General features: G+C 44.9%; 14 protein-coding genes. 5 read left to right on the top strand and 9 right to left on the bottom strand.

The features are described from left to right. Window position 1: 1 nt before the first annotated feature. The 4 genes from EXU57_RS16820 to EXU57_RS16805 all read left to right on the top strand — a co-directional run bounded on the left by EXU57_RS16820 (window position 2) and on the right by EXU57_RS16805 (window position 5,103). Window positions 2–1,534: a gluconokinase gene (locus EXU57_RS16820; protein ID WP_133269402.1), complete on the top strand. Its 1,533-nt coding sequence runs from the start codon at window positions 2–4 to the stop codon at window positions 1,532–1,534. Window positions 1,535–1,564: 30 nt separating this feature from the next. Continuing rightward, the gene (locus EXU57_RS16815) at window positions 1,565–2,707 is read left to right on the top strand and encodes a bile acid:sodium symporter family protein (protein WP_133269401.1); all 1,143 of its coding nucleotides are present in this window, start codon (window positions 1,565–1,567) and stop codon (window positions 2,705–2,707) included. A 29-nt stretch (window positions 2,708–2,736) separates the two neighbouring features. Continuing rightward, window positions 2,737–3,750, top strand: coding sequence for an RraA family protein (locus tag EXU57_RS16810; RefSeq protein WP_133269400.1), 1,014 nt, complete (start codon window positions 2,737–2,739; stop codon window positions 3,748–3,750). Between the two features lie 75 nt (window positions 3,751–3,825). Next, window positions 3,826–5,103, top strand: a complete 1,278-nt coding sequence (locus EXU57_RS16805) for a mandelate racemase/muconate lactonizing enzyme family protein (protein ID WP_133269399.1) — start codon at window positions 3,826–3,828, stop codon at window positions 5,101–5,103. A gap of 247 nt (window positions 5,104–5,350) precedes the next feature. Here the strand turns inward: EXU57_RS16805 and EXU57_RS25190 are convergent, their stop codons facing one another. Next, a complete protein-coding gene (locus EXU57_RS25190; protein ID WP_165958182.1) occupies window positions 5,351–5,503 on the bottom strand; it encodes a hypothetical protein in 153 nt (50 codons plus the stop codon). A gap of 208 nt (window positions 5,504–5,711) precedes the next feature. Here EXU57_RS25190 and EXU57_RS16800 point away from each other — a divergent pair, with 208 nt between their 5' ends. Further along, entirely contained in the window at window positions 5,712–6,929 is a 1,218-nt protein-coding gene (locus EXU57_RS16800; protein ID WP_133269398.1) for a cupin domain-containing protein, read from the top strand. Window positions 6,930–7,984: 1,055 nt separating this feature from the next. On the opposite strand, the gene EXU57_RS16795 is transcribed toward EXU57_RS16800, so the two are convergent. From EXU57_RS16795 to EXU57_RS16760, 8 genes are all read right to left on the bottom strand, one after another. Further along, window positions 7,985–10,252, bottom strand: coding sequence for a PQQ-binding-like beta-propeller repeat protein (locus tag EXU57_RS16795; RefSeq protein ID WP_207955508.1), 2,268 nt, complete (start codon window positions 10,250–10,252; stop codon window positions 7,985–7,987). A 1,053-nt stretch (window positions 10,253–11,305) separates the two neighbouring features. Then, on the bottom strand, window positions 11,306–12,418 hold the full coding sequence (locus EXU57_RS16790) for an endo-1,4-beta-xylanase (protein ID WP_133269397.1): 1,113 nt from the start codon (window positions 12,416–12,418) through the stop codon (window positions 11,306–11,308). A gap of 368 nt (window positions 12,419–12,786) precedes the next feature. After that, window positions 12,787–13,815, bottom strand: a complete 1,029-nt coding sequence (locus EXU57_RS16785) for a DUF5627 domain-containing protein (RefSeq protein WP_133269396.1) — start codon at window positions 13,813–13,815, stop codon at window positions 12,787–12,789. 31 nt (window positions 13,816–13,846) lie between these two features. Further along, complete coding sequence (locus EXU57_RS16780; protein ID WP_133269395.1) at window positions 13,847–15,616, bottom strand: RagB/SusD family nutrient uptake outer membrane protein; 1,770 nt, start codon at window positions 15,614–15,616, stop codon at window positions 13,847–13,849. Window positions 15,617–15,646: 30 nt separating this feature from the next. Next, on the bottom strand, window positions 15,647–18,667 hold the full coding sequence (locus EXU57_RS16775; RefSeq protein WP_133269394.1) for a SusC/RagA family TonB-linked outer membrane protein: 3,021 nt from the start codon (window positions 18,665–18,667) through the stop codon (window positions 15,647–15,649). Between the two features lie 275 nt (window positions 18,668–18,942). Beyond that, a complete protein-coding gene (locus EXU57_RS16770; protein WP_133269393.1) occupies window positions 18,943–20,766 on the bottom strand; it encodes a RagB/SusD family nutrient uptake outer membrane protein in 1,824 nt (607 codons plus the stop codon). A 16-nt stretch (window positions 20,767–20,782) separates the two neighbouring features. Continuing rightward, window positions 20,783–23,923, bottom strand: coding sequence for a SusC/RagA family TonB-linked outer membrane protein (locus EXU57_RS16765; RefSeq protein ID WP_133269392.1), 3,141 nt, complete (start codon window positions 23,921–23,923; stop codon window positions 20,783–20,785). A gap of 994 nt (window positions 23,924–24,917) precedes the next feature. Continuing rightward, window positions 24,918–25,802 (bottom strand): alpha/beta hydrolase, encoded by an 885-nt coding sequence (locus tag EXU57_RS16760; protein WP_133269391.1) that lies wholly within the window; start codon window positions 25,800–25,802, stop codon window positions 24,918–24,920. Window positions 25,803–25,967 lie beyond the last annotated feature (165 nt).

Here is a 25,967-nt window from a genome sequence, read left to right as displayed (position 1 = left end):
AATGGAATGTATTATCACAATAGAAATAGGAACAGGAGCAATAAGAATTGTTGCCTGTACTATGCAGGGAAAAATGTTTGGCTCCCTAAAAGGTGCCTATCCTACTTTCCATGAAAAGCCGGATTTCAGTGAGCAGGACCCTGAGCAGATTTTCATTACGCTGTTGTACTTGCTGAAAAATTTCTTAAACGATAAAATCCATCCCAAAAATTACAAGGTTGTAAGTATATGCTTTAGTTCTGCCATGCATAGTGTATTGCCCATTGACAGAAATGGGGCACCTATTGGGAACGCGATTGTCTGGTCGGATAACCGGGCTAAAAAAGAATCAAACGATCTAAAAAATTCCGAGCTTGGAAAATCTTTGTACAAAGAAACCGGAACCCCGATACATCCCATGTCACCACTCAATAAGATTACGTGGTTAAAAAATAATGACAAGGATCGCTTCCAGGCAACAAAAAAGTTCATTTCGCTGAAATCGTACATCATACAGCAACTAACCGGTGAATATGTAATTGATTACAGTGTGGCTTCTGCAACCGGAATGCTAAATATTCATACTTTGAACTGGGAAGCTGATGCACTAAAGCATAGCGGTATAAAAACGGAAAGGCTGGCGGATCTCGTATCGGTTTTTTATTCACCAAAAAAAATAAAGAAAGAATATCAAAAGTCGTTGGGCCTGCACGATAAGGTTAAAATCATTGTCGGATCAAGCGACGGATGTATGGCGACACTAGGCGCAGGCGTTTGGGGTGATGGAAAAGCAACGGTAACGCTTGAAGAAAGTGGGGCCGTGCGCGTGATCGGCAAAGAAGTACTACAGGATGAAAAGCAACGCATATTTAATTACCTCCTAACCGAAGGAAACTATGTTTCCGGGGGGCCGACCAACAATGCGGGTGCGGTGTTTGAGTGGTATGCCAAACAATTTGGTGATTTCAAGAAAGCCTTCGATCTCGAGGACTGTATGGAGAACCTGATTAATGAGGCAGGCAAGGTTGCCGTGGGATCTGATGGATTGATTTTTCTTCCGTACCTGCAGGGAGAAAGGGCGCCGATCTGGAATGCAAATGCACGGGGTGTTTATTTTGGATTGAACATAAAGCACGAACAAAAGCATTTTGTGCGCGCCACTATCGAAGGAATTTTATATGCCTTTTATAACATCGGCAAAAGCCTTTCAGAACATCGCACGTACACCAGTCTTTCTGCAAACGGCACATTTGCTTCTTATCCTTTCTGGACACAAATGATGGCTGATATTTTTAACAAGCCCGTTCATATAAAGCAGGGGTCAGGTTCAGACAGTGTGGCTTATGGCTCCTTTTTACTCGCCGCAACAGAAAACGGCCAATATGAAAACCTGGAAGAAGCTGCAAAAACGGTGAAACTGCCCGACAGTTTTCTTCCCCATGCGCAGCACCACAAAGTATATATGAAGCACTTCGAGATTTTTGAAAGACTAAGTGTAAAGCTGTTTGATGAATTTGAAGCAATTGCAGGTTTGCAACAAGACGCCGGAAACTAACCCGTTTTTTAAATCAATATGATTGCTCGTATGAAAAGTAACACGATCTATAATCTTTGCTACGTTGCTGCCGGTATCTTTTTGGCAGCCTGGATTTTTGTAAGCATTCAGCAAATGCATCAGTATGGCGGATGGCTGCTGATGCTGTTCTTCCTGAGCCTTGTGGTTGCTTTCAGGGGAAACAAATTCCTGAAAGGGTTTTCTTACACCGTACTGATTTTTGCGGCGGTGAGCCTGTCTATGTACTACCCTGATTATTTTAAAACATTAGGGGGCTTCAACCTTTCGCTTATTATCGTACCGCTGTTGCAGCTCATCATGTTTGGTATGGGTACCGAGTTGAGTATGCAGGATTTTAGTCGTATCCTCCAGATGCCAAAAGGTGTAATAATCGGAATCGTTTGCCACTATACCATTATGCCCATGATAGGTTTTGGTGTGGCCAATATGTTTAATTTTCCTCCCGAAATAGCAGCCGGTATCATACTCGTTGGTTGTTCTCCCAGTGGCCTCGCATCAAATGTGATGTGTTATTTATCGCGTGGCAACCTGGCGCTGTCTGTATCTGTCACCACGGTGTCAACCTTACTGGCACCCTTACTAACCCCCTTGCTTATGCGGTTCCTCGGAGGAAGTTTTATTACCATTCACCTCCTCGATATGGTTTGGGAAATGGTGAAGATGGTAGTTATTCCTGTAGCTGCAGGTATGCTGTTGCGCTACCTGCTGAAAGGAAAGGCGACATGGCTGAACAAGGTGCTGCCGATTACTTCGATGATTGGTATTGTGCTGATCCTGGTTATCATTATCGCAAAAGGAAGAGATGCACTTTTACAGGTTGGTGCCTTAATCGTACTCGCAACATTCATTCACAATACACTGGGTTATCTATTAGGTTACTGGTCAGCAAGATTGTTCAAGTTTAATGAAAGAGATAGCCGGACAATCGCACTGGAGGTGGGTATGCAGAACGCAGGACTCGCATCAGCGTTAGCGTCTAAGATTAGTACCAGTCCTGCAGTTGCGCTGGCTCCTGCTGTTTTCGGACCAATGATGAATATCACCGGCTCGTTGCTTTCAAGTTGGTGGCATAACCGTGTGCCAAAAGATGACCTGGTGGACAACGAAAAAATCGCCGACGAAAAAGAAGTTTTAAAAGCAGATATCCTCTAAAACATTGTTCATTTAAAATATAAGCCGGTATGTCTAAAACCAAACGTTTGTTTTTGCTTTCCTTATTAGTGGTATTCACAACTCACCTGCAAGCACAATATGTGCAGGCCAGCAAAGAAGAGCTTATTGCACTAACCCCTGACTGGAAAGGCGATCGTTTCCACGATGGGCGACCTAAAGTAACAGATGATATTCTTAAAAGAATGAAAGCTGTAACGATAGAAGAAGCATGGGAAGTAGTGCAGGGGCAAGGAGGCTTCAGGTATCAAATTGCTGAAGGCTGGGGACAGATCATCAACCCTGATAGTGTACTTGTCGGTCGTGCTTTTACCGCCACGTTTATGCCGGGTCGCCCCGATGTATGGAGAGCCATCGATTCGATGGGCAGGAAAGACAGCGTGATAACTGCCGACGGAAAAAAGGTGGGCAGGCGGGCTCAAAATGTTTGGGCCGTAGAACAGTTGCAAAAGGGTGACGTATATGTTGCTGATCAATTTGGCGCAAAAAAGAATGGCCCTACCATTGGAGATAGAGTAGGTACAGATATTTACACGAGAACCGGTAATGGCATTGTTTATAATGGTGCATTAAGAGATGTAGAAGGTTTGAAGGAGTTTAATGGTTTTACATCTTACTTCAATAGTTACGATCCTTCCTTTCATAATCCCGGAGGCGGAAATAACAGGGACCTCACAACGATGATTGTAGGAATTAACAGGCCAACGAATATTCACGGTGTAACGGTAATGCCCGGCGATGTGGTATTAGGCAAAATGGGAATGGTTATGTTTATTCCACCACATTTGGCAGAGAGAGTGGTAAAGAATTCTGAACGTGTCCGTTTGGAAGACCTGTTCGGTCAAACCCGTATACGTGAAGGAAAATATACTTCCGGACAGATTGATACAAGATGGGCCGATCCCATTCAGAAAGACTTCACACAATGGCTTAAAGACAACGTGAACAAATTACCGGTTGGCAAAGAGCAGGTGCAGGAAATTATCAAACAAAGAGAAAGCGGCGTACAAACCAACACCTTCTAAGACCTAAGTTAGTAGCGGGATCAACCATTTAAATCGAATACTCAACTCCATTTCAGAAAAATTAAAACGATTACAATGTCGAATTCAAGACGATCATTTTTATCAAAAGCCGGGCTCGCGGCAGCCCTGGCCCCACTTGCCCCACTGGCAACCTTTGGCAGGCCAATGGAGGACGCGATTGAGAAAACGCCAATGAGCTCTCCCCCATCCGATTTAAAAATTACCGATGTAAAATGTGGATATATCCGTGGTAGCCTTTTTGTAAAAATCTTTACCAACCAGGATATCTATGGTTTGGGCGAAGGTGTAGACGCCATCGGCGGCACCTATCACCTGGTACAAAACCTTGGCAGAAGATTAAGGGGCCAAAGCCCGTTGAACCCGCATAAAATATTTGAAGACCTGCGCAGGAGCGCTCACTTCGGCGGCGGACAATCAGGTATGTATGTAGCAGTACTGTCGGCTATTGAAACAGCCATGTGGGATTTGACCGGGAAAGCTTATAACATGCCTGTTTACCAGTTGCTGGGTGGCAAGCTCCGCGACAGGGTTAGGGTATACTGCGATACAGCACTTTACCGTAATCAATTTCCTACACCCAAAGACTTTGCTGACGCAGGTAAAGAAGCCATCAAAAAGTGGAACTTCGACGCGTTAAAGTTTGACCTGGATTATGCATCTGATCCGGATAAGAAGGACCGCTATAACTGGACGGCCAGCCCTGGTGAATTACAAAGGATGTACAACCAGCTTGCTGCCGTACGTGAAGCAGTCGGGCCGAAAATTGACCTTTGCGTAGATATGCACGGCCGGTACGATTTTGCAACCGCACAGGCTATCGCTAAAAAAGTAGAGCCCTTAAACCTTACCTGGTTAGAAGAGCCCATTCCGGCAGAGAATTATGCTGCATTCAAGTCAATTGCAGCGGAAACGAATACACCAATTGCTGCGGGCGAAAACGTATATCTTGGTTATGGTTTCAAGCAATTGCTCGATAATGGTGTAGACATCGTAATGCCTGACTTGCAAAAATGTGGTGGCCTGGGTGAAGGTCAGCGTATTGCTAATCTTGCCAACATGTATTATGTTCCTTTCTCTCCGCACATGGTGGCTTCTTTACTTGGAGCTATGGCCTGTGCACACGTTTGTGTTACCGTGCCTAACTTCCACCTGATGGAGTGGCAATCTTATTTTCATACAGAACCCATGTTCAGGGAGATTGTAACTTTTGATGAAGCAAACTGGGTAAAAGATAGTTACATCAGGGTTTCTGAGAAGCCAGGTATCGGGGTTGATCTGAATATTGAGGCAATGAAAAAATATGCAACACCTAATGTTCCGTTTTTTGCATAGTGATCTGAACCGATTATTCTTTCACAAACAGGAAAACTTTTCTTGGTCGCGAACATTTGTTTTTCATGGAGGCTTTGCTTGCCCGCCCGGCTGCGCAAGTCGGACGCCCGCCCGGATGAACCGGGTTCGGACGGGGGGCGACCCTCCATTCATCCGCATAGCTTTGGGCAACTTCAGGCTTTCACTATGGTCCGCTTTCATTGATCGTAAACCTTTATTTTGGGTTTACTATAAGTGGAATAAGATCTTAAAGACCAAAGTTGCCCATTGATTTGCCGGGCAGAATGATTACACCTGCCTGCCGGCGATAAACTTTAAAACAACTTACACTAATAAACAACGACCAAAAGTCATTTGCAAAAAAGCGGTAAACAAACGCGTAAAGCGTTTTATCATACATGCGCTTTTGTAATTATGATTTTCTAATCCATGTGCACATTCTCCGGCTGGCCGTTGATGGCTAAGACTCATCTTTCAGGAACAGCCAAGAAAAGCGCTAAACCCGTTCGGAACAACCTGGTGAAGTAGACCGAGGTGAGCCGTTCCAGGCAATTGCTGATCAGAGTAACTCAAACATTTTCTCCCTTTATGGGGCAAATTTCATCAACATGAACCGATCTCTTTTACTATTATCCACAGTCCTCACCTGTTTAACAGTTTGTGCACAAGCAAACAGTAAACGGGTTATCCAAAATGACCCAGCCAAATACCGGTCATTGTCTGCAGTGCATGCGGGAGCAGGAAAAATGGGCTTTACCGAATTAATCGGACGCCAGGCATTATCGACCAACTTTCTTTACCTGCACGCCGGCGTGATAGAACCAAAAAGTGGTATTGGCCACCATTTTCACCACAGCATCGAAGAGATGTATGTGCTCCTTAGTGGTGAAGCAGAATTTACCATTAACGGTCATACCTCCAGGTTAAAGGCCCCTGCGCTTGTTCCTTGTAAATTAGGCGATGCACATGCAATTTATAATGCAACAGCACAACCTGTTAAATGGCTCAACTTCGCTGTGAGCCAGGTAAAAGGCCGTTCAGAAAACTTTGATCTCGGCGATACACGTGTGGGCGCACACCTGGATCCTATCCCGGTATTTGTTTCCAGCCAGTTAAAACGGGAGGGCCTCAGGGCAAATAATACAGCTTACCCCGGCAGTGGTGCGCTATATCGTCGCGAGCTGGGTCCCGGTGTATTTGGTACCAACTGGAACCATGTTGACCATGTTGTGATACCTGCGGGTGGCTCTGGTGAGCCGCGCCCGGTGGCGGGTATTGAAGAGGTGTATTATGTTATGAATGGCTCGGGTACGGTTACCATCAATGGTGACTCTACAGCTGTTAAAGCGGATGATGCCTTTTTTGTTAAGGTAGGCGAAACATTAAAATTATCAAACCGTGGTAATACCGAGTTGCAGTTACTGGTCGTTGGTATTAGTACAGATAAGCTCCAGGACCAGGGGACCAGGAAGCCTGCCGATAAAACCAAAGGCATTGCATTGCAGATGGACTTTACCGTAACAAAAGAAAACAGCGAAGCATTTGAAAAAATGTATTCTTCCATTTATGTTCCCGCAATGAAAGTTCAAACGGGTTATCTCTGGTCAAAGTTGCTGCGCATGTTTCCGGCAGATGTCAGCAAATCAATTGAAGCTGAACCAACAGAATACAATTACCAGGTACAAATTGCATTTGATACCGAAGAAAACCGGCGCAAGTGGGTAGCCAGCGAACAACACAAGGTTGCATGGCCAGCAGCTGCAAAACTTGCCAAAGCTTATAAGTGGAGAGGTTATGATGTGGCGGGTGAAGATGACCAGCGATAAAATGAGCGATATTTACCTTTAGATTCTTACTAATCCTGAAGGTTCGTCCAGGGCCCTGTTTTACACAGGGCCCTTTTTTTGCCTTGGTTCTTGCTGCTGCTAACACATGCTTACGATGCTACAACATGGGATTGCTTTGCTGCGCGGGCAATGACGATTGGCAAGGGTTTGCTTCTGCTAACATATGCTTACGACGCCACAACTTCGGATTGCTCCGGTGAGCAGTAAGCATGATGAATGGCAGATAACCAATGCATTCATCATTCATAGTTCAATGTCGTTTACTTAAGAGAAATCTTTGGTGACCAGCTGTGGCAATTCTATTTGCCATCGTTGTGTCACTCCCTTGTACCGCATCGCTTTATTCACCAATTTCTGCAACTCACGTTAAGTAAACGATATTCACTCATACTTCATCATTAGAAAAAAGGAATTGCTTTGCTGCGCGCGCAATGACGATAAGCAAGGGTTTGCTTCTGCTAATATTATGCTTACGATGCCACAACATGAGATTCCTTTGCTGCGCGCGCAATGACGATTGGCAGATTACAAATGCATTCATCATTCATACTTCTGCATTAACATGGGATTGCCTTGCTGCCGCGCAATGACGAATGGCAAGGGATTGCTTCTGCTAACATATGCTTACGATGCCACAACATGAGATTGCTTTGCTGCGCGCGCAATGACGATTGGCAGATTACAAATGCATTCATCATTCATACTTCAAAATTAAATAAAGGGATTGCTTTGCTGCGCGCGCAATGACGAATTGCAGATTACAAATGCATTCATCATTCATACTTCTGCATTAACACGGGATTGCTTTGCTGCGCGCGCAATGACGATTGGCAAGGGTTTGCTTCTGCTAACATATGCTTACGATGCTACAACTTGGGATTGCTTTGCTGCGCGCGCAATGACGAACGATGAAGTACAAATGCATTCATCATTCATACTTCTGCATTAACACGGGATTGCTTTGCTGCGCCCGCAATGGGAATGATGAAGTATAAATGCATTCATGATTCATACTTCATCATTATACTGCTTGCTTAAGGCAACGAGTACACTACATAACCCCTTGGTAAAGCACCAGCCTTTTTAGAGTGGTCATAACTATCCCTGGAGAAACCTGCTGTTGAATTAACCACGAGGAATTGTTTACCATTCAACTCATACATTATCGGCTGGGCATTTGACTCATTACTTAACGTGGTCTCCCATAAGAGTTTTCCATTATCTGCATCATAAGCATATAATTTTCCACCCTTACCGTTACAAAAGAGCACCCCGGTTGATGTAACAATCATGCCTTTACGTTGCGAGCCGTTTACGGCGCCGGATGTTTTATCACCCCTGGCCATAGCAGCCGAATCTTCGCCGAGTGGTTGTTTCCATTTTACGGTACCGCTATTAAGATCATATGCCATAACCCATGCCCAGGTTGGCCCCAACAAATTGGGCCATGCGGTACCGTAATCTGTTGTGTAGCGGCTTGCCGGATGAGGTACCGGTTTAGGATAATCATTCATTGCGGGAACCGGGTCTACATCTGGTTTAACTGGTGCGCCACCCGAAGCCACTACAGGTCCCTCCGGGGTTCTTGATGCCTGACTTCTTCTGGGACCAAAACCTGCTCTTGGAAGAGGACTACCACCGAGGTAGCGGTGAACAGCAATCATTCTTTGTTCGTCGATATGGGCAAAACCAGGCATCTGACCACGGCCAACCGACAAAACTGTTTTGAATTCTTCGAATGACATCCGCTGTCCGGAAGTAACAATGGAAGGTGCTATACCTCTTCCGGTCAGGTTGTCGCCATGGCAAGAGCGGCAACTCGTAGATAATATCGACTTGGCTCTCTCTACCTCGTCTTTGGACATCAGTTCACGTGCTGACTTAACCTTTTCAAGTTTATATACAGAGGGGTACTCCTGGGTGAGGATATACACCATTCCCTTGCCCGGGTTTGACGCAGTATTGCCAAAATTTACACCGCCTAAAGCACCGGGTAACGCAATGGTTTCATACTTATCAGAGAGGGGCATAAATAGTCCTGATTTTGCAGCTGCGATCCGCTTATACCATTTCTGTTTTTCATCTTCAGGTAAATAAGGGTTGAGCATTTCTTTGGTTACCGCATGCCTGGTAAAATCAGGTACGACCGTTGGAATGGGTTGGGTGGGCCACGATTTCTCGCCCGGCATCTGACTTGCAGGAAAAGGCTTTTCTTCAATAGGGAATATTGGTTTACCGTTTAACCGGTCGAATACAAACATGAAACCGTGTTTGGTTGCGACAGCAACGGCATCAACATTTTTGCCTTCTTTTTTTACCGTGATTAATTGAGGTGCAGAAGAAAGGTCATAGTCCCAAAGATCATGGTGCACCGTTTGAAAGTGCCAAATCCGTTTTCCTGTACGGGCATTTAGTGCAACAAGGCAGTTGCCAAATAGGTTGGTTCCGGTTCTGTCAGCACCATAAAAGTCGTACGTTGGCGAACCAATGGGCAGGTAGGCAATGCCTCTTGCAGCATCAATAGAGATTTCGCTCCATACGTTTGTGCCGCCTACATATTTATAGGCATCTTTTGGCCAGGTATCATAACCAAATTCACCGGGGCGTGGAATGGTATGAAAGGTCCAGGCCAGCTTTCCGGTAACTACATTATAAGCCCGGACATCGCCGGGTGCAGAAAAATAACCTTCCCCAGGGGCTGAGCCCATAATGATAAGATCTTCAAACACAACACCGGGCATCATCGATTGCATTCTCCTGATGGTCGAAGGAACACGGCCGAGGCCCTCCCTCATATCCACATAACCGTCCTTGCCAAAAGTCATAACAGACTTCCCGGTCAGGGCATCAATAGCCTGCAATGTATTGTTCAGGGTAAATAATAGGCGCCTGTCCTTCCGGTCTTTACTCTCCCAGTAGTTCATTCCTCTGCGCGTTAATCCCTGCAGGTTGGCATGTATCCAAATCTCTTTACCGGTTTGCGCATTTACCGCTACTAGCGAAGAGTTTTTGGCCATCACATACATGATGGTATCGACAACGATCGGACTAAAAAAGTTTGGAAAGGAATCGGCAGTAGGATAAACCCAGGCCACCTTGAGCTGGCTCACATTTTCTTTGGTAATGTGCGAAGCACTAAAGTATTTCGACTGGTCCGGTCCACCACCGTATTGACGCCAGGTTGAAACACTGTCGCTATTGGAATAAATCTTATCCGGGGTGTTTGTAGTAAATGACGCATAGATAAACAAAGTTGAAAGTGCAAGAATTGCACAGGTCATTTTCGCTGGAAATTTTTTCATATTTATGCAGGAATCGTTTGATGTATGATCGGCATTAAACAAATGCTCAAAAAACTGAATGGTTAATTTTTTTGATGGGACTCAGGAAAACTTAAATGTGATTAGCGTGGTGGATTGAGCCGGTTTGATCAATTTAAATACCCACTCGCATGACCATAATTAATCTCACTCAAATTATAATTAAGACGGGTTTTAACAGAGCTGAAATGTTGAAATAGATGCAATGAATGTTTAGGGAATCTTCGACCTGATAAACAGGATCGAAATTGTAAGGTAAATTAAGTATTCTACAGACTCCATATCCCCTATCAGTTATTCGCTGGCAATGAAACAAGGAAAACGGTTTGGATCAAGCTAAGTTTGGGAATCACACCTTGTCCGGGTTCATTGGTGATTCAGATAATGCTCGAAATTGGCACCTCCAATGCGGCCAAGCAAGGAGTTTAAGTATGGAAATAACCACGCTAAGAATTAGCACTCCAGAACCGCTTCTACTGACTACCGGATTCAAGTAATGATTGGTTGACCGGAAACTATTCGCCCCTGAAGCAAGTTAAAGAAATTATTTTATCAGATACCCTGGAGTCTATACCTAAGAAACAAGGCTTTTTTAGTCTGAAGCTCATGCAGCCCTTGAGCTTAGGTACTGGCCGGGTGGTATGACTATAAGCAGGTTGACTGCGGGAAAACATCGCTCCAAACCGTTATCGCATTGACCTTTTCTAAAACTGCTTAAGGTTATTGTATCTAATTTTTAGTTGAGAAGTTCTGCTAAGCCCTGAACGGATATTGTGAGAACGTAACGTCTAAGGTCTTCTAATAGCGCTCTTCAATCTGTGGTTGACAAACCATACCGGAGCAGGATCTGTCCATGAGCCACACCTGGTCCATTTCAAACCACAATCCTAGTAACCCAAAGCCATTATCGGCATCGTGTTACCAGGTTAGCGGGGTGGCCCATATTGCTGTTAGCGTAGTTCACCTTCATGTTTAAAGGTGATGGTGTAAAGGCATGCAGCACATCGTGCCCCTTAAAACAAACGACAAATAATTCTAAAAATTTACAACTTCCCAAAAGGCCTTTTTTGGCTGGAGGTTTCTATCGAACAGGAGCGGGTAGTTTTTGCGCCCGCGCCCATCAAGCCAGCTATAACGATCAGAGATATTCCAAAAAGTAACACCCGTTAACTCCTTTTTGTATTTACGAAATACATCAAATACCATTTTATACTTCTCCAGTTGCTGTTGCTCCATTTCAGCTGTAAAGGTGCTTGAAGTATCGCGCTGTCCGTTGATGAGCTGACCACCCTGGCGGCCCGCATAAACCGAGACATCCAGCTCGGTGACCTGTACCTGGAGACCAAGAGAAGAAAACATTTTTATCGATTGCTCGAGCTCTTCGCGACTGGGGTTGTTTACAGACCAATGGCCCTGCAAACCGACTCCGTGAATGGGTACACCGGCGTCTTTCAAACCTTTTACCAGCTTGAAAATACGATCCCGCTTTCCAGGGTTTTCGGTGTTGTAATCGTTGTAGAAAAGTACTGCTTTGGGATCGGCTGCGTGTGCATACTCGAATGCTTTGGCAATGAATTCTTCGCCACAAATGCGGTACCATGCAGTATTGCGCAGGTAAAGCTGGTTATTATCGTCTATTGCTTCGTTAACAACATCCCATGCATAGATGCTGCCTTTATAGCGGTTAACAACAGTAGTGATATGATCTTTCATTCTTTGCAACAATAGCTGTTTCGATACCGTGTCGCCATTAGCTCCTGTAAAGAGCCAGTTGGGTGTTTGTGCATGCCATACGAGGGTATGACCACGTACTTTCATTTTATTCTTTTTGGCAAAGGCAACAATGGTATCGGCATCTGACCAGAAGTATTCATTTTCCCTGGGATGTATCGGCCCCATCTTCATGGCGTTTTCGGGTGTAACACTGGCAAAGTGTTCAGCAACCAGCTTAGCTGCATCTGTTCTTAACTCCCGTGGGGATACAGCGACCCCCATGGTGAAGTAATTTTTATAGTAGTCCTTAAGACCTTTTGTGGATCGCGACGATTGCGTAGCATTTTGCGCGGACATCTTTCCCGTGCACCGGCTAAACAGGACTGCAATACAAAGCGTACTTAATAGCAGCAGGTAAGATTTCATCGAATTCATGATTGTTATTGAAAAGAATATTGTGGGTGTTCGATTATACAATTGGGTCAAAGCAACTCGTGCATTGCCTCGTTTAAACCGGAAAGAGTATAGGTAAGAAGTGCTGTTACCTAACGAGTGCTACTTCAAGCATACGAGATGCTCATGTCTTTCAGTTAACCTCATTAGCATTGCTAATGCTGTTCCAGCTTGCATCAACGGCAAACCGGAACAACAATGCGTGTCATAGCGCGCGAAGTGACCATTGTCAACTCACCGCGCCTGAAAAGCCTAATGGATTTAATAAGTCTGGTTTGGTAGCAAAGCAAACCCGGTAAGAAGCCCGGGCTTGCTTTGTAAGACCTATGCGTTATGTGGTTGGAGGATTATTAATTTACGACCATGGAAAAGGTTTCAAACTTAACCGCCCGGTCGCGCATTACCAGCGTATCGGTAAGATTATGTGTAGTAGTACCGAAATTAACCTGGTATTTCAAATGCAGCACATCTCTTTTTTCATTTCCCCACATGTCGCCTTTTTTAACGAACTGCCCGCTACCTGAAACGGTATACGTTGCAGAAGGAACGGCCGAGACGGTACATTTTCCGGCATTATCAAAGGTTAGCACCAACCGGAATGGAGCATTGATATTCCCCTTGTTCTTTGCGTTTAACGATATACTATCCTGTGTCAGCGATCTGGTGAAAAGGCTAACCACCTCGTCTTGCTCTACAAAAGCATTCCGATAAACAACTGTGGTATCAAGGGCAGTGTTTCCATTATTTCCTTTCACTTCATCGATACCCCTGCGCAAATAGGCACCATGAAAAGGATTGATGTATTTAACCGCATACAGCACATAATCCTTCGGCGCTACACCCCAGTCGCCCGCCTGACGCGGATCAGGAGTAGTCTTGCTACTTGTGCCCTTTAAGATTGAGTCTGCATTGGTTACCGAAACAATCTTGAGGGGAAGAACGAAAGTATTTTTAATTGAGCGGGGATCTGCGAAAAACGCATCAGTAAGCTGAACTTCCATTCCACCCATAACCTTGCCGGCAGGGATTCTGATCTTCATGTCCTGAGGCAAAGTATAATAGTTAGCTGGCAAAGCAACTACATCATCACCGGTCGCCGTATTGAATTTTAACCGCTGGGTAAGCGTATTCTCTACCAAAACGTCAAGTGTTACATCTTTCTTGTTTTCGTAAACACCACCCATGGTAGCCATAACGGAAAACTTCCGTTGGTTATCCAAAGTGTTATCAAAGATATCTTCCCCCAGTACCAGCGTTCTTACCGGCGATTGATAAGGAAAATATACCGTAGAAAACTTGTAGTCAGGAAATTCCCAATCCTTGTTACAGGCTGTTAGTACAAGAAGGAATAAAGAGGATATTAAAAAAAGTCTTTTCATGTTAATTGTCTTGATGATTGTAAAACCGATTTTACCAGCCTTTGTTTTGTTGAAGATTGGCCTTCAGTGCTTCGGTTAAAGGAATAGGACCATAATACATATCATTGGTATACTGCCTGCTTTCCACCGTTCTGATGTTGTAAACGTTATTGTTTATGAGCACCCCTCTTGCAGGATCATTCAGGTTTTCCTTCCAGCGGCGCAGGTCCCAAAAACGAAAACCTTCAAAGCTCAGTTCCAGTCTTCTTTCGTTGCGGATCAGGCTGCGCATCTCTTCTTTTGTACCAATTGTTGCCAGGTAATTATCCGGCTGAGTTATCGTCGCTCTCCTGCGTATAGCGGCAATAACATCGCGGGCCGAAAACCCGTGGGTTCCCGTACCTGTAGGTCCCCAGGCTTCGTTTGCTGCTTCCGCGTAAATCAGGTATATCTCGGTGTACCGGATATGGACCGGGTAATGTCGCTGATTGCTGATGGAGGTGGGGTTAGCGTTCACACTTTCGTTAAGCAACTTGCGCATATAATAGCCGGTTCTGGTGGAGGTGGGAAGTACATCAACCGCATCGTTTGTGGGATTATCGGACTTGGTAAAGATGGTAGTACTTCTCATGGTGGTGCCGTTAACAACTATGTAGTTCCTCAACCTAGGATCCCGGTTATTATACGGGTTAGTCGCTACATATCCACTTGCAGGATTGGTTATGGGGTAGCCGTTTGCCATAGGAAAGGCGTCAACTAAGTTTTGCGTTGGATTAACCCGTCCATTTCCAAAGAGAGTTGGAGGGTAATTGTCGACTTCTAAGTTGCTTGTATTTACAATATTGCCTCTCCACAACATCTCGCGTTGTTCAACTGGTGAACCTGACGATGGATTGAGATTAAGTGCATTGATATTCGTGGAAGTGTAAAACAAACCTCCCTGGGGGTCCATGCCGTTGACACCTCCATTTAAGGTCAGCACTTCTCCTGCAAAATTTGCTGCAGCCTCCCACTTACTTTGCAGTGACTGTGGATTGAATGCCGGACTTGCGGCAAGCAGGGCTGCCTTGGCTCTGATCGCTTTTACAATACGGCCCGACATACGTTGCCTTGCAAACCTGCCAAACACCCGGTTATAATCGCCCGTTGCAACACCAGCGTATTTTGCGGGCAATTGAGAAGGGTTTGTAATATCCTGGAAGAGATAGTCCAATGGAAGATACTTCTCAGACTCTGCAAGGTCAGCATATATCTGCTGCATACATTGATCAAATGTATTACGTGGCCTTTTAAAGTCCGAACCTGGTTCAAGTGCTTCAGTAATGATCGGCACACCCAATAGTTCGCCACTGGTACTGTAACCGGCATGAGACTGAAGAAGATGAAACATAAAAAGTGCCCTTAGCCCGTAAACTTCGCCTTTCAGACGATCCGAAAATAACCTGCGGACATCCTTATTACTCATGGGCGCCCAGTTAACACTGTCAACTTCCCGGAGAAAAAGGTTTAAGTACATGATGGCGGTATAAGAGTTGTTCCATTGATCAACCGGGTTACTAGCAGCTGACCATGAGCCCAGGGCCATGTTAAGGAGTGGGCTGAATTTGTTGTTGGTCACCGCATCGTCTGTGGCTACTTCGGTAAACGTGTATGTATTTGTTGGAAGCCTTGTATAAGCATTCATTAATATTCCTTCGGCATAGCCGGCGTCAGCATAAATATCTTCTAATGTGCGATGGTTATCGTCGAGAGGAACAAGGTTCTTTCTACAGCCGCCGAACGCTAGTGCGACTATAAGAAGTACCAGTAAGTTTTTACCCATGATTATCGTTTTACTACGTAAGATGTTTCTTTAAAATTTTGCCCTGATACCTACAATATAATTTCTGAACTGAGGCGTGTTGGCAATGGACAAATCCAGGATTTCACGGTTTTTTGAAAACGTGTACAAATTTGAGCCGGCGACATATACTACCAAACCTCTAATTAAGGCGTTACCTGAAACTTTCTCAGGCAGGTTGTAGGTAAGCTGCACTTTGCTAAGGTTAAATCTGTCTGTACTATAAAGCCAGAAATCAGAAGTACGGAAATTGTTAGCACTCTGCTGTGCACTTAAACGAGGGAATGTGGCGGTGCTTTTGGTACTTTCTGTCCACCTGCCAAGTACAACATCAGAATACTTTAAATCACCACTTACCCAGAAGTAGTTGTTATTTCTTAGATTATTTCCACCTTTACTACCTGTGCCTAACACAAACAGATTGAAATTTTTATAAGCAACATTGAAGTTGATACCGTAAGTAAAAGGGGCAACAAAGCGACCAATTATTACTTCGTCCCTTGTGTCAATCAACTTGTCTCCGTTTTGATCAACGTACTTGATATCTCCGGGTTTCACTTCACCAAACAACTGTCTTGACTGGCTGTTGATTTCATTTTGATCCATATAGAAACCATTACTTACCAGGCCGAAAATTGCATCCACTGGTCTGCCAGCCCTGTTCTGGTAACTATCTAAAAAGAGCTCATCGCGTTTTATCACTTTTGATACCGCATAGGTGGCGTTTGTTCCCAGACTTAATTCAACATTCCCAACTTTTTTGTTCACGTTAAACATTACATCAAATCCACTACGTTGGTCAGCATTATAATTGGTGAAAGGAATAAATGTGCTAAAGTAGTTTGGATACTGTGAGAATCGTTGTGTTGCAAGACCGTCCATTTTTGTTTTAAAGACAGTTGTTTGAAGTGTTATCAGGTTGTTGAAGAAAGAACCTTCGAGACTTGCATTCACTTCTTTTCTGCTTGGGAAACCAAGGTCAGGGCTTGCTCCCTGGTTTGAGGTAGTGGTTTGATTTGCACCCGCAACATCGTCATTCCACCTGTAGGTTGTACCACGTCCATAAATATTGTTATACAGGTAAAATGCATCCTGATTGTTTCTTCTAATATCCAGGTCAGTGTCCAGGATGCCTGCAGATGCAGACAGTTTCAGGTAATTGACAGCTTTGGAATTCGCAAGAAAGCGTTCAGAGGTAAGTAACCATCCCACACTTGCGGTAGGAGAAAATCCTGTTCTGTTACCATCCGGCAACCTGGTAGAATTAATATAGGCACCGCTGAAATCTGCCCAATACCTGTGTTTGTAATTATAACCCAGTTGTAGTCCCAGGTGTGAATTGGTAATGGGCTGGTAGATATCATTAACGGTAATAGATGAAGTATAACCCAGCAACTTGGCAGATATGTTATGAACTGCATTCAGGCTTCTGTCGTAACCCAGCCACGCTGAAAAGCTATTATTCTGCCGCTGAGCTGTGTTGTTGATATTCTGCGTACCTGGCCGGGTATCTTCACCGAATTTCTGGAGCCCGGTAATCGTATCGCCTGAAGCACTCCAGGTAGGTGTATACACCGCGTAAGTATTACTGATCGACTGCAGGTAAGAGTTTGAATAATCAAGGTTGAACAATGTGTGAAAAGAAAGGCCCTGAATTACTGCACCCAGGTCGGCATTGATTTCATTTGTAACCTGAAACACACGTTGTATGTTTTTATCGTATCCGGCTACATACAAGTCGGCAATAGGGTTCGTTTGAAAGCTTTGCAGTCCACCTAATAAGTATTGTCCATTAATCAAATTACGACTTGCTCCTACAACACCGAGCGTAGCCTTGTCGTTAGGAGATATTGAACTAATAGGAATAAGCGGGGTAAATCTGTTGGGAAGCAACGTAGCGGCATTGTTCCAGTAATTGGCACCTGCAACACTGCTACGAGCCCTGCGGCTTTCACGGAATATTGCAGATACGTAAATCGAACTGGATATCTTGTCATTCAACTTTAAATCGACATTTCCCCTAACATTTAAACGGTTGTCGCCTTCGTCTTTACCTTCTCCCACATTCAGCAGGGTCGTACTGTTTGAATAACCAACATTCGAGTAAAATCGTGCAACATTTGATCCCCCGGAGAATTCAGCGTTCGCATCGGTAGCGTTCTGAAACTTCTTCAGGTATTCTGATGAGTAATAATCAACATTGGGGTAGCGAAAAGAATTTCCCGTACGATGACTTTCGATAGCAGCAGGGGTATACAATTCCGGCAGACCATCGTTACGGCGTGCCTCATTATACAAGGTCATATAGTCAGCAGAATTCAGGTAGTTTGGTAGAGCCCTTGGCAGCGCAATACCTGAATTTACCCGAACACTTATTTTACGCGTATTGACCTCACCTTTTTTTGTTGTGATGAAGATAATGCCCTTGGCTGCCTGGCTACCATAAAGCGCAACTGCGTTGATGCCTTTTAGAACTGATATCTGTTGTACCTCAGGAAAAGTGATATCGCTAAATTCACGACGGATCCCGTCAATCATCACCATAGCATTCTCCATGCCCCAGATATTATTACTGGATAACAAGCCCGCTACCCTCCCGTTCATTCCACCTTCGACAGTGAAATTATAGTCGCGATCGATATATGTCTCAGGATTTAATACGCTGATTGCACCCGGACGGTCTTGCCTATTGACTCTACTAAAAGGAAGGTATATCATTTCGGCCTCATTGTCTACAGTAAGGCCAATTCTCGCGGGTATTGCACCTGCCCGGAGTGACTGCATTTTGAATCCTTTGGCATTGATTAAAACAACGGCGTTTGCTGGTACGGTGATGGAAAATTTGCCACTTTCATCAGTGTAAGCTGTTGTTTGCCCGCCATTGCCGCTTACAAGCGCATTGGCGACAGGGAGACCCTTATTGTCATAAATAACTGAAACAATTGTAACCTGGTTAGCATCTTGTGCTGCTACATTCTTGCAAAGACACGAGAGAATTACCAAGAATGCCATCCATATTTTGAAATACTTCATTAAGTAACTTTTGAAATTAACTCCTTCGTTTATGCCTTAGTGCTAATTGATTTTGAAACGATGTCGTTTAGTTAAGCCGTTTGTTCACCTGCTGTTACCGTTGATTGTATGCAGTAAGAGCCTGTCCGGCTCATGCCGACGGAAGTTCAACGCCCATTCAACTGTATAGTTGCGGGAGAGGAAACAATGCCCGTTCAAATACTCCGGCTGGAACCAAAGCAATCTCTTAACTAAACGACATTGATTTTACCCGATACAACCAAGGCCGGTACTAATTACCATCCTTCGTTTTGCCCAAATGAGGGATATAGATTTACCTGATTATTTGGTAAAGGAAGCCAGTTGTGTTTCTTTTCGAATACCCTTGTCACAACAACTCTTTCCCTGAGGTTGAGCGGCTTGCCATTCGGGCCACGGTCAAAATCAATAACAGTTTTTTCGCGGTACTTCATTTGTTCGGCCACATTCCAGCGACGGAGGTCATGCCAACGCAAACCTTCGAAAGCCAGTTCAACCGCTCTTTCCCTCATCAGTTCGCCCATGAAAGCGTCTTTTGAGTTTGCGTACCTGCTATCCACATCTGGTACTGTAGCCCGCGCCCTTACTTTATTTACCGCTTCGATTGCAGAAATGAAAGTTGGAACACTGCTTTGAGGGGTTCCATATCCCTGCACAACTGCTTCAGCATACATAAGGTAAACATCAGCTAAGCGCAGATAAGGAATTACGATATTAATGTTATTCCATTCGTTGTCGGTACTGTTGCAACCGTCGGTTACAAATTTGCGAACCAGGTATCCGCTACGGCTGGCGGTATTATCGAGGCGTAAGTTTCCGCCATTGAAGAGTTCAGCAAAACGATAAGCAGCATTGGCGGTACCACGTATCATGCGTACGCCATCGTAAGTAATCGCCTTATAGAACCGTGGGTCCCTGTTAGTCCATGGATCAGCAGTAGTGTATCCTGAACCGGCTGCGTCGATGGGCAAACCGTTTGCCATACCGAAATAATTAACATAGTTGGCAGCTGGTGATGATATTCCGGCCTCTCCACCCAATGGTGGTGGGATGAACATATTTACCAATGACCACCTTGAATTACCGGGACTAAAACTTGGTGGGCCAAAGATGACCTCAGGAAAGCCAGGATGTTTGCCGTTTGGTGAAATTGTAAACACATTTTCACTGTAACGATCCCAGGGCAGCAGTTTGTACTGGGACGCTCCGGTTTCAGATAATTTGAGCACCCTCGAGAATGCCTCTGCGGCTTGTTTGCACAATTCCTGGTCGTAAGTGTTACCACCTGTTGTTAGTTGGTTCATCATTGGGCTGGCTGCATACAACAAATCTTTACCCTTATAGGCAAGCGCCACTGATGAAGTTACGCGTTGTTGATTGAGGCCCTTGGTTAGATCGCCAACGGGTGAACTGTCCCAATTGATTGGTAATAGAGCAGCTGCATCTTCGAAATCCTTAGCGGCTCTAAGAGCTGTTTCGCGGTAAGTTAACCTAGGCAGTTCCAGTTTTGCTGTACTTGATAATACAGTATCGATATAGGGAAGCCCGCCCCAGAAACTCATTAACTGAAAGTGAAAAAAGCCTCGGAAAAACAGTAGTTGACCTCTCAGGACATTTTTTTCATCCTGGGTAGCCGTTACCAATTTATCAAGGTTTGCAAGCCCAAGGTTTGCTTTACGGATGCCGTACCAGCTTAAAGGCCACAATCCCTTTCTATGTGGGTCGTTACTTGTGTTCGGACCACCGTCGTCGAGCCAGCTATTATCCCAGCCACCACCACCGGTTTGCCAAGCCCTGTAGTTTCCGTTGTCGAACTCTGCACCCAACCGATATTGTGCATTGGTTGTCGACAGGATATCGTCACCCATATTCCACTCGTTGTTCCATGTGCTCTTCGACATGTCGGGCAGGCAATGGTATAACTCTTCCGTGAAGCCCTGGAAACTCCTGAAATTCGTAAACACGTCTTGTTCAGAAATGTTTGCGTCCAGCGGCCTGTCAAGATATTTTTTACAGGACGCTAGTCCAAATACTATAAGTAGTGTACTTACAGATAAAATTGCTCTTAGATACGTTTTCATATTGAGACTTTAATCGTTATAAACTAAGATTGAAACCGAAGTTGACCCGGCGAACGGTTGGATATGCGCCCTGTCCAGAAGTGTTGGTGTTACCTACGTTACCTTCACGATCATCCGGCATTTTACTCCAGAACGTAAGGTTGTTACCATTAACAAACAGGCGCATAGATTGAACCCCGGCTTTCTTTACCCATGCCGGATTTAAGGTGTAGGAAATTTCGGCGGTTTTTAACCGCAGATAAGAACCATCGTATTGAAAGAAATCTCCATACCCAGTGCCGTATGCCAATGATTTCCATCTTGGCATTGGGCCATCAGCATCCTGGTTATCCTTTGACCAATAGTCACCCTGCTGGTAAACCGAATTCAATTTAGCATTGAAGTTTGTTTGTGTAAGCTCGCGTGTTACGTTGTTTACACCGTAGAACTGAACGAATACAGCAAAGCGTTTGTAGTCGAAGCCTACGCTGGCAGTATAGGTATTCTGAGGTCTTTGCGGGAAGGCATAAGGCGCATTATCGAAGTTATTGATAACGCCATCACCATTGAAGTCGATGAGATTGAAATGTCCTGGTAGCTTGTGGTTGTCGTTTTGATCAACCCTGGTGCTTCCATAAACCTCATCCCATGAATTATTGTAGCCTGTACGGATGAGAGAACGGGTCTGGCCGATTTGGTAGCCAGCCTGTTTAAGATAGTCATCTAATAATTGTGGATCGTCCCTGTCAATAATCTGGTCCTTTGCGTGGGTAATTGCAATGTTGCCCCAGAGGCGCATATCCCTGTTAAGGTTTTTATTGAACTTAACTTCTATTTCGTAGCCTTTCACCACTGTCTCACCCAGATTAGCCGGTGGTGGTGTGCCCCCGAAGTAGACGGGAACTGCCCTTTGGTTACCGGCAATTAAGACATCAGTCCGATAGTCGCGATATAATTCGACACTACCTTCGATAAGGCCCCTGAATAAGGAGTAGTCTACACCAATATTAGCTTTTGCAACTGTTTCCCAATGTATCTCGGGGTTTCCGATCACACTCTCCCTGAACCATTGGTATGGGCTATTAGCGTTGTTATTGTTCTCGCCCAAACGAGATGCTCCACCAAAGCTCCACTGGGTCACATACAGGTAATTCGCGTTTCCAACATTATCATTTCCTACTAAACCGTATGAACCACGAACCTTAAGAGAGGACACCCACGGAACCTTCTTCATAAAAGGCTCATTGGTTAACGTCCAGCCCACAGCGGCGGAAGGAAAGAAGTCGAAGCGGTAATCCGGACCAAACTTTTGTGAACCGTTGTAAGCACCATTAAACTCGGCAAAATACCTGTTGCCATAATTATAGGTTGTTCTGAAAACCCAGTCTTCACGAAAATCAGGGAAGGCGCTACCAGTAGCACTCTCATTACGCATAAACAAGCCCATTGTAGAAATATTGTGCCTGCCGATTCTAGCTGAATGGTTTAATTGCGCCTGGTAAACTGTTCTTCTACGGGTTGCATTGTTTTGGAAAGCATCTGATGCCACTCCCCATTGCGGTACCACATAGTCAAACTGGTTAATGCCCGCAGTATTTCCATAGCGAACCGCCCCTGTATTCGGATCGATCCATTTGGTAATCGTACTTCCGCCATCAGTTATACCGCCCACAGCAAGAAAAGTATTGTCTAACGAATACGAAGCCCTGAAACTGAGGTTTTTAACAAGCGCGCCTAGATCCTGGCTAAGGATAAAATCCGTAGTCATCTGTGTTGTCTTCTCATTTCTTACCCCATTGTTTCCAAGGATGTGAGCAGGGTTGTTTGTTGCGATTGGATCATTTGGATAATATCCATAAGAGCCATCGCTGTACTGGGGATAAAAAAGATCGGGAGCATTACCGTAAATGCCCTGGTACCATGCATATTCGAAACCACTATAGGTCGTCTGGCGTTTGCCATGAAGGCCCGAAAGGTTGGTTGATAATGTGGTACTCTTTGTAAGTTTGAAGTCGAGGTTTGCACGAAGGTTTAGCCTGTCGTAGAAAAAGCCCGGATCATAACCCTTATTATTATTAGGTATCTTCATGATATCACCTTCATGAAGCACATCGACTGAAGTAAAATACTTTACAAAACCCGATCCGCCGGAAATACTGAGGTTAGCATTTTGCGCAGTAGCTACTTTTCGTAAAGACTCATCCTGCCAGTCGATATTTGGATAACGTTCTGCCTCCTGCAAGTTTGCCGGACTGCGGTATTTATCAATGATTGCCTGAGGGGTGTAATCCTGCCAAGATGCAGGGTTTACGCCTAGTTCTCGTTCAATTGCCTGATTTCTGATCCTTAAAGCATCAAAAGCATCGTACTTCTGGGGAAGCCGGGATGGCAATTTCAATGTTGAGTTCACGATAACATTAATGTTGGCCTTACCATCAACTCCCCTTTTTGTGGTTATCAAAACCACTCCATTCGCACCTTTAACCCCGAAGACCGCAGTTGCTGCAGCATCTTTTAGTACTGAGATGCTTTCTACCGAGCCGATATCAACCCCATTCATGGAGCGCTCAATACCATCCACCAGGATCAGCGGACCCGAACTGTTCCATGTACCCTGGCCCCTGATGAAAATCTGAGGATCTTCAAGCCCTGGCATGCCGGTTCCCTGAACCGTAATTACCCCGGGAACATTCCCGGTGAGGGCAGCGCCGATATTAGAAACTCCCCCGGCCCGTTGCAATACTTTACCGGTAGTTTGAGTAATGGCAGCAACAACACTTTCTTTTCGTTGTCTACCGTAACCTACAACGATAACGCTATCGATTGCCTGGCTGGCTGGCACCATTCTTATAACAATGGGAGCAGCACCATCTGTTTCAAATTGCTGTTGAGAGTAGCCAACGAAAGAAACATCAAGTACTGTTTTCGACTTAGAAAGAGAAATGGTAAATGAACCATCTTCGCGGGTTACTGCGGTAGATTTGGTGCCGCGCTCGGAGATAGTGGCACCGGTCATTGGTGCGCCTTTTTCATCAACCACCCGGCCATTAACCCTTAAGTTCTGGGCCTGTGCCTGTGGTGAAACAATGGAAAGAAGTAATGGTAAACAGATTATCAAAAGCTTTTTTAAGGCCCGGCAAGCGCCGCCGAGTGGTAAATCCGGATACAAATTTTTCATGCTTTTAAATAAGTAATGTGATAAGGGGGTTGGTTCGTTAGTAGCCTTGGTGAAGTAGCAGGCTGGCCGGTTGGCGGCAATGCCCGTTTTCGGGCGCGGAGGGTCAGGTAAAATTGTTCATATGACTTTGGTTGGGTTGGTATTAGCAATCAATTAGACGATAAATTTAACATAGTGTTAGTCGAACGACTAGCTGAAATGTTGATTTCTATGCGACAAATGTTCAAAGTGTAGCTGCAGGACAATTATCTCATTAAGTATCAATGTTGTCTGATTTATCATTATGGCTCTGCTGAAACTAAACTTTAAACAAAATGTAAGATAGCGCTCTTTTTCGTGTAATCGGTTACATTCTTTAATTTACAACTAATCTACCCTCTAAATTAAATTTGCTAGCCATGTTTTCACTACGAGTTGCGTATTATTACAAACAAATGGGTTTGCCAGGTACACGCAGGTAAAAGCCACAAGGTTGCCGTTCCCCAGCTGCGTTTCGCGTGTTTTGTAGCAATCGGTTACTGTTTAAAAATGTTGCAGAAACTTCCACTGTATAAACAGACTTGATGCGAGCAGGCCCTTTCGCGTGAGGGATTGCAGCGGAAAGCCGCGGCGCCCTGGCGCCGGGACTTGCAGCGGAAAGCCCGACCCCATTCCGGCATCAGCCGGAAATGGGGGCACGCCCAAAATTCTTCTACTACCCCCTTCCTGAACAATAACCAATCGACTTGCACCTGACTGTTCAAATTTGGACAAACCAATCATGATCTGTAGGCAACATAACTTATAGAAGAAATCAATCGCTCTGCTCACGGTATTTTTCGAACAGTTCTCAGGAGCAATCCCCCTCACCACCCGGTTCGCAATCGATTTGGAAGGGGGGAACATATAATTAGTATTATTCCCTCCGGATTAGCCGATACCTGATCGAAACCGGCGAGCACCTTTATGTTGGTTAAAGATTTGAAGAGAGCCGAGGATTGAGCCACCCTTGTTGTTACCCGGGTTCGTTTGCTGCATATTTATATTGCGAAAACGTGGTGGTATCAACAGCTTTGAACAGCAGTTGAGAGAACATATACAAACCGTTTTTCCAGACTTTAAAATCGTGGACGCCGGGCTCGATATAATAAATATGCGGAACGCCATTTTCAGAAAGATAGGTATGGGTTCGTTCGCTAAAGCGTAATAGCCCATCCTTGTCGCCGCAGGAAATGAATAACAATTTCAGCTTTTCCTTTGCTTTTGCGGGATCAGGCAGTAGTTCCGCCGGAGCTTTGGTGTTGGGAGCAGAAGAAAAGCCACCCACCCATGCAAACTTATCAAGGTTACCAAGTCCGAAATTCAGCGACTGGCCACCGCCCATTGACAGACCAGCTATGGCCCTGTGCTCACGATCGGTATATACGGGATAGTTTTTTTCAATGAAAGGAATAAGATCGTTCAGCAGGTCTTTTTCAAAAGTAGCAAATGCCTGTACTTTGTCCGGCGCCATGATGTTTCCTGTTGCGCGGTCATCTTCCATTGCGCGGCCATTTGGCATTACCACAATCATTGGCTCAACCCTCTTGTTTGCGTACAAATTATCGAGGATAACCTGTGGTTTGCCGCCATTCAGCCACTCCTTTTCATCGCCGCCAATGCCATGAAGTAAGTATAAAACGGGGTATTTTTTAGTTGAAACGTATCCTGGTGGTGTATAGATGGTTATTTTTCGGGCTGTGCCAACGGTTGTTGACTTATAACTTGCAGAATCAACCCGCCCATGTGGAATATTAGTCTGATCGACGTCGAACCCGGAGGTGGACTGTTTTACAACCCCTTGTGAAAAGGTGCTGAAAGCCGTAAACATTGCGACAAAAGCAAGCGCTATTTTCTTCATATGCGTAAAATCTATTGCTGCTTCCCTGACCAATTATGGACGGAACCCATTACGGTGCCCAATCTACCTCTGGTGCAGAGGTGCGACAAAGCGGGAGGAATACAGCAGTGGTTACAATCGCTAAAAATTATGGTATATCGATGAACGACAAAATTATCAATGTGG

The sequence above is a fragment of the Segetibacter sp. 3557_3 genome (assembly GCF_004354985.1).
Taxonomy (GTDB): Bacteria; Bacteroidota; Bacteroidia; order Chitinophagales; family Chitinophagaceae; genus Segetibacter.
The sequence above is the reverse complement of the archived record's forward strand: the minus strand, read 5'-3'. Positions and strand labels throughout refer to the sequence as shown.

What these genes read in the sequence shown, in the direction of transcription:
- EXU57_RS16800 (WP_133269398.1), top strand. Translation starts at nt 5,712, where the DNA reads ATGAACCGATCTCTTTTACTATTATCCACAGTCCTCACCTGTTTAACA.
- EXU57_RS16760 (WP_133269391.1), bottom strand. Translation starts at nt 25,802, where the DNA reads ATGAAGAAAATAGCGCTTGCTTTTGTCGCAATGTTTACGGCTTTCAGC.
- EXU57_RS16770 (WP_133269393.1), bottom strand. Translation starts at nt 20,766, where the DNA reads ATGAAAACGTATCTAAGAGCAATTTTATCTGTAAGTACACTACTTATA.
- EXU57_RS16815 (WP_133269401.1), top strand. Translation starts at nt 1,565, where the DNA reads ATGAAAAGTAACACGATCTATAATCTTTGCTACGTTGCTGCCGGTATC.
- EXU57_RS16780 (WP_133269395.1), bottom strand. Translation starts at nt 15,616, where the DNA reads ATGGGTAAAAACTTACTGGTACTTCTTATAGTCGCACTAGCGTTCGGC.
- EXU57_RS16820 (WP_133269402.1), top strand. Translation starts at nt 2, where the DNA reads ATGGAATGTATTATCACAATAGAAATAGGAACAGGAGCAATAAGAATT.
- EXU57_RS16775 (WP_133269394.1), bottom strand. Translation starts at nt 18,667, where the DNA reads ATGAAGTATTTCAAAATATGGATGGCATTCTTGGTAATTCTCTCGTGT.
- EXU57_RS25190 (WP_165958182.1), bottom strand. Translation starts at nt 5,503, where the DNA reads ATGTATGATAAAACGCTTTACGCGTTTGTTTACCGCTTTTTTGCAAAT.
- EXU57_RS16795 (WP_207955508.1), bottom strand. Translation starts at nt 10,252, where the DNA reads ATGAAAAAATTTCCAGCGAAAATGACCTGTGCAATTCTTGCACTTTCA.
- EXU57_RS16765 (WP_133269392.1), bottom strand. Translation starts at nt 23,923, where the DNA reads ATGAAAAATTTGTATCCGGATTTACCACTCGGCGGCGCTTGCCGGGCC.
- EXU57_RS16790 (WP_133269397.1), bottom strand. Translation starts at nt 12,418, where the DNA reads ATGAATTCGATGAAATCTTACCTGCTGCTATTAAGTACGCTTTGTATT.
- EXU57_RS16810 (WP_133269400.1), top strand. Translation starts at nt 2,737, where the DNA reads ATGTCTAAAACCAAACGTTTGTTTTTGCTTTCCTTATTAGTGGTATTC.
- EXU57_RS16785 (WP_133269396.1), bottom strand. Translation starts at nt 13,815, where the DNA reads ATGAAAAGACTTTTTTTAATATCCTCTTTATTCCTTCTTGTACTAACA.
- EXU57_RS16805 (WP_133269399.1), top strand. Translation starts at nt 3,826, where the DNA reads ATGTCGAATTCAAGACGATCATTTTTATCAAAAGCCGGGCTCGCGGCA.